General features: G+C 53.2%; 8 protein-coding genes. 6 read left to right on the forward strand and 2 right to left on the reverse strand.

The genetic code is table 11. The features are described from left to right. Positions 1–210: 210 nt before the first annotated feature. From rfbD to C5O24_RS08520, 3 genes are read left to right on the forward strand one after another with little or no spacing between them, the layout of a single operon-like run. Positions 211–1,086: a dTDP-4-dehydrorhamnose reductase gene (rfbD, locus tag C5O24_RS08510; protein ID WP_107681703.1), complete on the forward strand. Its 876-nt coding sequence runs from the start codon at positions 211–213 to the stop codon at positions 1,084–1,086. Beyond that, complete coding sequence (locus C5O24_RS08515) at positions 1,083–2,225, forward strand: dTDP-glucose 4,6-dehydratase (protein ID WP_107035567.1); 1,143 nt, start codon at positions 1,083–1,085, stop codon at positions 2,223–2,225. Before rfbD ends, C5O24_RS08515 begins: the two co-directional genes overlap by 4 nt. A 27-nt stretch (positions 2,226–2,252) precedes the next feature. Then, positions 2,253–3,467: an MFS transporter gene (locus tag C5O24_RS08520; protein ID WP_107035568.1), complete on the forward strand. Its 1,215-nt coding sequence runs from the start codon at positions 2,253–2,255 to the stop codon at positions 3,465–3,467. Here the strand turns inward: C5O24_RS08520 and C5O24_RS08525 are convergent. Beyond that, a complete protein-coding gene (locus C5O24_RS08525) occupies positions 3,426–4,760 on the reverse strand; it encodes an MATE family efflux transporter (protein WP_107035569.1) in 1,335 nt (444 codons plus the stop codon). The two genes, C5O24_RS08520 and C5O24_RS08525, sit on opposite strands and share 42 nt — an antisense overlap. Positions 4,761–5,289: 529 nt before the next feature. Continuing rightward, positions 5,290–6,576 (reverse strand): replication-associated recombination protein A, encoded by a 1,287-nt coding sequence (locus tag C5O24_RS08530; protein WP_107035570.1) that lies wholly within the window; start codon positions 6,574–6,576, stop codon positions 5,290–5,292. A gap of 275 nt (positions 6,577–6,851) precedes the next feature. Between C5O24_RS08530 and C5O24_RS08535 the strand changes: the two genes are divergently transcribed. From C5O24_RS08535 to C5O24_RS08545, 3 genes are all read left to right on the forward strand, one after another. Continuing rightward, entirely contained in the window at positions 6,852–7,079 is a 228-nt protein-coding gene (locus C5O24_RS08535; protein ID WP_107035571.1) for a hypothetical protein, read from the forward strand. A gap of 45 nt (positions 7,080–7,124) precedes the next feature. Continuing rightward, the gene (locus C5O24_RS08540) at positions 7,125–8,141 is read left to right on the forward strand and encodes a PstS family phosphate ABC transporter substrate-binding protein (RefSeq protein WP_107035572.1); all 1,017 of its coding nucleotides are present in this window, start codon (positions 7,125–7,127) and stop codon (positions 8,139–8,141) included. A gap of 70 nt (positions 8,142–8,211) precedes the next feature. Then, positions 8,212–9,142 (forward strand): tetratricopeptide repeat protein (locus C5O24_RS08545; RefSeq protein ID WP_369333076.1); only part of this gene is annotated, 931 nt, incomplete at its 3' end.

A 9,142-nucleotide genomic window follows, 5' to 3' on the forward strand; every position in this document is an offset into this window, starting at 1 on the left:
GGCCAAATTTTCATTACACTTATTTTCTTGAAAATCAGAGGTTAAAGCCTCTCCGCCCGTACTGCTCTCGCTATAAAATAACACATTTGTCGAGAATGAGACGAAATCTTAAATGAAAGAGCCGTGTAAATAATGTGAGATATGACGATAGAAATTTGTTTCTGGATGAAATAGGCATTATATTTGCAAAAATAATCCATACAAAACGATATGAATATTCTCGTGACCGGAGCTAACGGCCAGTTGGGGACGAGTCTGCGCAAGGCGTCCGCATCAAGTGCCGACCGATATATATTCACCGACGTAGCCGAGCTTGACATCACCGATGCCGCGGCCGTCGAGCGGATGGTTTCCGACAATGGTGTCGACGTCATAGTCAACTGCGCGGCATATACCAATGTCGACCGCGCCGAGGAGCAGCCCGATATCGCCGAGCGGCTCAACGCCACAGCGGCGGGCATTCTTGCCCGCGCGGCCAAAAAGGCCGGAGCTGTGCTGATACACATATCCACTGACTATGTGTTTGGCGGCGGCGCCGGAAACACGCCGCGCAATGAAGATGAGCCTATGTCGCCCACAGGAGTGTATGGCGTCACCAAGATGCATGGCGAGCAGAAAATAGAGGCTTCAGGCTGCCGGGCGATTGTGGTTCGCACGGCATGGCTCTACAGTGAGTATGGGCGTAATTTTGTCAAGACAATGATGGAACTTACCGCTACTCGTCCGCAGCTCAAGGTGGTGTTCGACCAGTGCGGAACGCCCACATACGCCCAGGAGCTGGCCGACGCTCTGTTTGCCATCATAGAGCGTCGGATGATCGACGGCAATGAGGGTGTATATCATTATTCCAACGAAGGTGTGTGCTCATGGTATGATTTCACCAAGATGATAGCCGCCGAGGCCGGCGCTTCATCGTGCCGGATCGATCCGTGTCACTCCGACGAGTTCCCGTCCAAAGTGGTGCGTCCCTCTTATTCAGTTCTCGACAAGACAAAATTCAAGCGCGTGTTCTGTCAGGAGATACCCTACTGGGTGGATTCTCTGAAAAAATGCGTCGCAAACTTAAAGAATACCGATCAAATATGAACTACAGGAAGAATATCATGATAACCGGTGGCGCCGGTTTTATCGGCAGCCATGTGGTAAGGCTTTTTGTGAACAAATATCCCGACTACAGGATCGTCAATATCGACAAGTTGACATACGCGGGCAATCTCGCCAATCTCAAGGACGTGGAGAATATGCCCAACTATGTGTTTGTCAAGGCCGACATCTGCGACTTCGACCGCATGCTCGAAGTCATGAAAGAGTATGATGTCGACGGCATAATACATCTTGCAGCCGAGAGTCACGTCGACCGTTCGATCAAGGATCCGTTCACGTTTGCCCGTACCAATGTCATGGGTACCCTGTCGCTGCTTCAGGCAGCCAAGATCTACTGGGAGTCGACTCCCGGCGGCTATAATGGCAAGCTGTTCTATCATATCTCCACCGACGAGGTGTATGGCGCGCTTGAGCTGACCGCCCCCGAGGGCATACAGTCGCCCTTTACCACCACCGCTTCGTCGGCCGAGCATCATCTGGCCTTCGGCACCGAGTTTTTCCTTGAGGAGACAAAATACAATCCCCACTCTCCCTATTCGGCTTCCAAGGCTTCGAGCGACCATTTCGTGCGTGCTTACCACGATACATACGGCATGCCTACACTCGTCACCAACTGCTCGAACAACTACGGGCCATATCAGTTCCCTGAAAAACTCATACCGCTGTTTATCAACAATATCCGTCACCGCAAGCCGCTTCCGGTCTATGGCAAGGGAGAGAACGTGCGCGATTGGCTTTTTGTCGAGGACCATGCCCGCGCCATCGATCTGATATTCCACAAGGGACGTGTGGCCGACACATATAATATCGGCGGATTCAACGAATGGAAAAACATTGACCTCATACGCGTGATCATCCGCACGGTCGACCGTCTGCTCGGTAATCCCGAAGGTCACAGCGACAGCCTGATCACGTATGTGACTGACCGCGCCGGACACGACCTCCGCTATGCCATCGACTCGCGCAAACTCCAGCGTGAACTCGGATGGGAACCCTCGTTGCAGTTTGAAGAGGGCATAGAGAAAACCGTGAAGTGGTATCTCGACAATCAGGAGTGGATGGATTACATTACTTCGGGTGAATATGAGAAGTATTATGACGACATGTACTCCGGCCGATGATCTGACACAGGCCTGCATACGACGACCATGAGTGACGATAAACTCTGGAACCGCGAATACTGGAAGGTGATGACGAGCAATTTCATGCTCTTCTTCGCCTTCTATATTCTTACACCCCTGTTGCCGATCTACCTCGACGCACAGTTTGCCGCCGACAAGCACATGATAGGCATAGTCCTGTCGGGCTATGTTGTGGCCACGCTGCTTGTGCGTCCTTTCAGCGGATTCATAGTCGACACGTTCGACCGCAAGAGGGTGCTGACGCTGTGTTTTTTCGTGTTCTTCATCATGTTTGCCGGCTACGTCGGAGCCGGAACGCTGTTGATGTTTGCAATAGTGCGCACGCTACACGGACTCCCTTTCGGTGCGGCCACAGTGGCCAACTCCACCGTGGCTATCGACGTGCTCCCCGCGTCGCGCCGCAACGAGGGGATCGGCTATTATGGTCTGAGCAATAATCTGGCCATGGCCATAGCTCCGTCGGTAGGTATATGGATATATCATGCCACAGGTCGCTTCGATCTGCTTTTCTGGCTCGCTCTCGTCATTGCGTTGGCCGGATTTGTCAGTTCGTCGCGTGTCAGGTTGCCGGAGCGGCGCAGAGTGATCGGTAGGCCGAAGCTGAGCCTTGACCACTTCTTTCTTGGGCGTGCGTGGCTGATGGCGGTTAACATCTGTCTGTTCGGACTCTGCTGGGGTGTGATGAGCAATTATGTGGCCATCTACGGGCAAGAGGAGCTGGGCATTACCGACGGCACCGGCTTGTTTTTCATGATTCTGGCCGTAGGGCTTGTGTGTGCCCGTCTGATCGGATCGCGCTCTCTGAGGCGCGGCGAGATAGCCCGTAGCGGACTGCGTGGCGTAATCTTCTCCAGTCTTGGGTTTGTTTTGTTCGCGTCAGGAGCGGGTGAGTGGGGCTACTACCTGTCGGCTCTGCTTATAGGTCTGGGCAACGGACAGATGTATCCGGCCATGCTCAATATGTTCATAGGCGTTGCGCGCCACGATCAGCGTGGCACGGCCAATTCCTCGATACTGATTTCGTGGGATGCCGGTATGGGGCTCGGAATACTGCTCGGCGGATTTCTGGCACAGTATATGAGCTATGCAGCGGCATTTGGCGTCACGGCGTTAGCTCAGTTGGTCGGGGCGTTGCTCTACGGGGTAGCTACCTGCCGTTTTTTCGAGCGGCGCAGGTTGTCACCGGCGGTAGGTGAGGGCGATGGTCAGAAGCGTCAGTAGTTCGGCCATGGGAATGGCAATCCACAGCCCGTCGTTGCCAATGGCTTGCGGAAGAATGATAAAGGCGGGGATGAGATATATGATGCCGCGCATAACGGTGTAGAGCGTCGACCGTCCGGCTTTCTCGATGCTCTGATAGTAACCGATCATCACGATATTGAGTGAAAACAGCACCGCGCTCAGCCCGAACAGCGGAAGGCCGTGGACCGCATAGGTGAATGCAGTGGTATCAGTCGGAAGGAATATAGCGGCGAGCAGGGGAGCGGCAAGCCACATGGTCAACGATACGCCCGCGCCGCATATCGTACCGGTTATGAGTGACAGTCTGAGAGTCTTGGCAACCCTGCCGGTCTGACCGGCGCCGTAATTGAAACTTATGATCGGCTGGGCCGATTGTGCGACTGCGTTGCTTAGGGAGAATATGAGAGGAAAAAGATAGCATCCGATAGAGTAAGCGGCCACACCATCCTCACCAAGCCGCGACATGAACACATAATTGCCGGTCACGATCATCACTCCGATCGCGAGCTCGGTCACGAATGTCGCAAAGCCGATCCGGGCCATATAGCCTACATTGCGTAGGGTCAGCCGCAATGACTTGGCCGACAGTTTCAGTCGGTAGAACCGTAGTGTGGTGGAAAATCTGATGAAATATATCATCACCAGACAGCCGCCTGCCACGCAGGAGATGGATGTGGCTATCGAAGCTCCGGCGATGCCCGTGCCCAATGGAAATACCATGAGCCAGTCGAGAAATATGTTGAGGGCGGCCGATGTGATCTGTATTGCCATGGCTGTCTTCGGCGATCCGTCGAGCCTTATGAGCATCATGCCGGCGCACTGTATGTAGAAAAAGAAAAATCCCGGCAGCAGCCATAGCAGATAGTCGGTAGCGAGCGGTTCGAGCGCCTCGGAGCATCCGGCCAGATATAACAACGGTCGGAAGAACAGTGCTGTCAGAGTGATGATGACGCCGAATATCACAGCTCCGGCTGCGAATGCCTGCGTCATTATTATGCGCGCGGCCTTAACGTTGTCCTCGGCCAGACGTATGGAGGCTATAACCGACGCGCCGATACCGAACATCAGTCCGATACCGGTGGTGACAAGAAACATGGGAGCCACGATGTTGATGGCGGCGAGCCCTTCGGAACCTACGCCGTGGCCCACAAACATGCCGTCGCAGATATTGAGCAACGAATTGAACATCATTGCTATAAGCGTCGGGAAAAACATGGTCCGGAACAGGCTTGCTATATTGCCGTTGCCGAAATCGAGATTGTCGCGGTTCATAAGTAACTCTCAGAAATCAGTTTACATTATCCAATTTATCAGTAACACGTGCCTCGCTGCAGTGCTTCGTGACTGTCCGGGCGTTTTTACGAGCCACTTGGCAGAATTGATCGGATTGAAAAAACACAATACAAAAGCCGGTAAGAATCGAGGTTTTACCCGGTCATCTTATCCAGCTGCATCCAGCCCTCCGATGAGGATTACAAAACGCTTCGTATAAGTAACTCTTAAAAAACAGTTTATGTTATTAAATCCGTCAGTAGTCTGTGGTTTGCTGCTATATTTTTTTTGATTTTGTCTGGCGTTTTTTTGCTTTCATCCTCAGTTGTGTAGCTCGCTACGCACCCTCGTCTTCAAGCAAAAATCATTCGAGCAAATCTCAAAACCACTCGCCGCTAATTTTTGCGAGTTATTTAACAATGCAAAGATAGCGATTATTAATGGATTATGCAAAATCGGGCTGAGTCGCGGAGTTGTCGGACTCAGCGTTTTTGTCGGTTCTGGTCCCGGGTCATGCCATGCTCTGAGATCAGTCGGTGGAGGCTGATGATCCCCATCGCTGCCGCTGAAGTTCGGCGGCGCGTTGCTCGGCGGCGTTGTCGGCCGGATTCCAGAATGTAGGGTGTCCGATGGTGTCAGGCATGAATTGCTGGCGGACGAAATGCCCGGGGTAATCGTGGGCATATTTGTAGTCGTGGCCGTAGCCCATATCTTTCATCAGCGACGTAGGCGCGTTGCGCAGATGCAGAGGCACAGGCTGGTTGCCTGTTGAGCCGACATGCTGCAGGGCTGCGTTTATGGCCATGTAGGCCGAATTGCTTTTTGGCGATGTGGCGAGATATATGGTGCATTCGGCCAGCGGTATCCGTCCTTCGGGCCAGCCGATCTTGTGGATGGCGTCGAATGTGGCGTTGGCGAGCAGCAGTGCATTGGGGTTGGCCAGACCTATGTCTTCGGCGGCGAGTATGAGCAGTCGCCGGGCTATGAATTCAGGCTCTTCGCCGCCGTCAATCATTCTGGCGAGCCAGTAGATGGCTGCGTCGGGATCAGATCCTCGCACCGATTTGATGAATGCCGAAATGATGTCGTAGTGCATCTCTCCGCCCTTGTCGTAGGCTGCCGGATTGCTCTGCAGACGGCTGGTGACTGTGGCGTCGTCGATCACTACCGGCTCGGCTGCGGGGGTCGACTGTTCGAGCAGGTCGAGTATGTTGAGCAGCTTGCGGGCGTCGCCACCTGAAAAGCGAAACAAGGCGTCGGTCTGTCTGACGTCGATCTTGCGTGTGGAGAGCACTTCGTCGCGTTCTATTGCGCTGCGGAGCAGCCTGTCGAGGTCGGCGGCGTCAAGCGGTTTGAGCGTGTAGACCTGCGCTCTCGACAGAAGCGGGCGGATCACTTCGAACGACGGGTTTTCGGTTGTGGCTCCGATGAGTGTCACGGTGCCGTTCTCCACGGCACCGAGCAGACTGTCCTGTTGTGACTTGCTGAAACGGTGGATCTCGTCGATAAACAACACCGGCCGAGATGTGGCAAACATGCTTGAGGCCTCGTGCTTGCAGCGGTCAATGACCTCGCGCACCTCTTTTACTCCCGAGCTGACGGCCGACAGTGTGAAGAACGGGGCTTTGACCGTGTTGGCTATGATCCTGGCAAGCGTGGTCTTGCCTACTCCCGGAGGACCCCATAGGATGAACGAGGCGACGTGTCCGGTTTCGATCATGCGCCTGATTATTGAGTCGGGGCCTACAAGATGAGTCTGTCCGATATATTCATCAAGTGTCTGCGGACGCAGGCGTTCGGCAAGTGGCTGGTGCATGTTTCAGGTGTGTGTTGGCTTTTTATGCTACAAAATTAGAAAAAAGTCGGCAAAATCCGTGTTAACAGAGTTTAATCTCGACTTGCTTTATATCAGATTGAAAAATTATATTTATCTTTACAACGTCATGCCGTTATACGCCGTCAGGCGAACCGTCGCTGAGCGAACTTAACGGCCATGGCTTTGTTAAAACTATAAAAACGGACTTCTGGCGCACGCGTGAACAGCGTCGGTCGGGAGTGCGTGAGGTTTAACAATTTAACGATTAGAAGAAAATGAGCACAAACAACAATCCTGCCGGCACTCCGAAAACGATGCGAGCCATATTCGGCATCGTCATGATCATCGTCTATATAGGTGTGGGAATATTGTTCCTCACCGGGTTTTTCGCTCCCATTTACGGAAGCTGGGAATGGATCCGTTGGGTGGGCGGCATCATCTTCATAGTGTATGGAATCTGGCGTGCCTACCGGCAGTTTGCCGGAGTCGACTCGCCGTATTGACGCAACAGATCTCATCCAGTCCGTGTGAAATCAGCAATATCGATAATGAAATACATCAGCCGACTGACTCCGGGAGTGTTATCTCTCGGAGCCGCTCTGCTTCTGGGCGTGGCAGTGTCGTCATGCGCCAAGGAGGTGAAGAGCACAGCGTCGTCGGGCATCGCGCAGATAGCCTGTGATGCAAGTTTCGAGAATATAATGAATCAGGAGATAGACGTGTTTGAATACATCTATCCCAAGGCAAGCATCATGCCGGTCTACATAAGTCAGAATGCCGTGATCGACAGTCTGCTCGATGTCAGCAAGACGGCCGATACGCGTCTTGGTGTCCTCACCCGTCCGCTGACGCAGAAGGAGGTCGACTACCTGAAGTCCAACGGTCGTCAGGTCCGGCAGAGCATGATCGCCGTGGATGCTCTGGCTCTTATAGTCAATCCACAAAACCGTGTGCAGGTGCTCAGCAAGCCTGAGATAGCCGAGATACTGTCGGGGCAACTGACTGAATGGAATCAGGTGGTGCCAGGCAATGATCACCTCGGCAAGATAGAGGTGGTGTTTGACCATCAGGGATCGTCGACAGTGCAGTATATGCGCGACTCGCTGCTCAACGGCGGTCAGTTCGGCCCGAATGTTTATGCTCAGAAGACTCCCGCCGACGTGTTCAAGGCCGTGCGTGAGAATAAAAATGCCGTGGGTATTATAGGCGTGAGCTGGATCAGTTCGGATCTGAAGACCCGCGAGATGAGCCGCGAGGAGTTTGCCGCTTCGGTGCAGAGCAACGATTCGGTGAGCAATTCGGCCGATATGCGGTTCAGCGAGGATGTGAAGGTGATCAAAGTGCGCGGCAATGACGAGGTGACGGCCTATATGCCCTATCAGTTGTATATCTTCGACGGATCATATCCGCTCTACCGCCAGATCTACATGGTGTGTACGGCCACGGGAGGCACTATCAGCCACGGATTCTACTCATTCGTCACCGGTTTCCACGGCCAGAAGATCATGATGACCACCGGCGTGCTGCCCAAAGTTGTTCAGCCCACGCTGGTCAATATCAACTGACGGCAGCCATTACGAACGAAAATAAACGTATAACAAACAGATATATAAAAAACAGTAATAAACCAAGTCAATGAAACTGAAGTTACTTTTCGCGATGCTCCTCGGCGGGGCATTGTCGGCAGCCGCCCAGGGCGGCTACCAGGATGGCGTTGACAATTACAACGCCGGACGTCTTGATGTCGCAAAGATCATTCTTGAAAACACCATCAATGATCCGCAGACCAATAAGTCAGTAAGCTACTACTATCTCGGCGCGATCGACTTTCAGGGCAATGATCTCAACGCGGCCAAAGCCAATTTTGACAAGGGCGTGGCTGCCGATCCCGCCAACGGTATGAACTATATCGGTCTGGGCGAGGTGGCTCTCAAGCAGGGCCAGAAGGGTGCTGCCGAAGATTTCTTCAAGCAGGGCATGCAGACCGACAAGAAAAACACCGCCCTTATGGCAGCGGTTGCCCGTGCTTATTACAACGTTGACCCTGTCGCCTACGACAAGGAGATCAACAAGTATCTCGACAAGGCCCTCAAGGACTCGAAAAACACCGAGAGCGCCGTGTTCATGCTGCAGGGCGACATGAAAGCCATGGATGATCCGGGCAACGCCGCATCGCTCTACGAGCTTGCCATCGAGGCCGACAAGAACAAGAATATCGTCAATCGCGAAGCTTACGTCAAGTATGCCAACACATACTTCCGCGTGGCTCCCAAGTTTGCGATCCAGAAGCTTGAGGAGCTCAATCAGCTCGAGCCTAACTCGGCTCTGGCACAGCGTGAGCTTGCCGAGAAATACTACGACAACTCGCAGTTCGGTTCGGCATGTCTGCAGTATGGCAAGTATCTTGAGAATCCCAACCACTTCCAGAAGGATGAGCAGCGCTACGCCGGTCTGCTTTATTCGGCAAAGGACTACGACAAGAGCCTTGAGGTGGCCAACAGCGTGCTCTCGAAGGATCCGAACAACTTCTACATGTATCGTGTCATCATGATGGACTATGCCGCAA

It is taken from the genome of Paramuribaculum intestinale (assembly GCF_003024925.1).
Classification (GTDB): Bacteria; Bacteroidota; Bacteroidia; order Bacteroidales; family Muribaculaceae; genus Paramuribaculum; species Paramuribaculum intestinale.

Bases quoted from the DNA above. Each gene is read 5' to 3' on its own strand.
- C5O24_RS08520 (WP_107035568.1), top strand. From the start codon at position 2,253: ATGAGTGACGATAAACTCTGGAACCGCGAATACTGGAAGGTGATGACG.
- C5O24_RS08535 (WP_107035571.1), top strand. From the start codon at position 6,852: ATGAGCACAAACAACAATCCTGCCGGCACTCCGAAAACGATGCGAGCC.
- C5O24_RS08530 (WP_107035570.1), bottom strand. From the start codon at position 6,576: ATGCACCAGCCACTTGCCGAACGCCTGCGTCCGCAGACACTTGATGAA.
- C5O24_RS08540 (WP_107035572.1), top strand. From the start codon at position 7,125: ATGAAATACATCAGCCGACTGACTCCGGGAGTGTTATCTCTCGGAGCC.
- rfbD (WP_107681703.1), top strand. From the start codon at position 211: ATGAATATTCTCGTGACCGGAGCTAACGGCCAGTTGGGGACGAGTCTG.
- C5O24_RS08525 (WP_107035569.1), bottom strand. From the start codon at position 4,760: ATGAACCGCGACAATCTCGATTTCGGCAACGGCAATATAGCAAGCCTG.
- C5O24_RS08515 (WP_107035567.1), top strand. From the start codon at position 1,083: ATGAACTACAGGAAGAATATCATGATAACCGGTGGCGCCGGTTTTATC.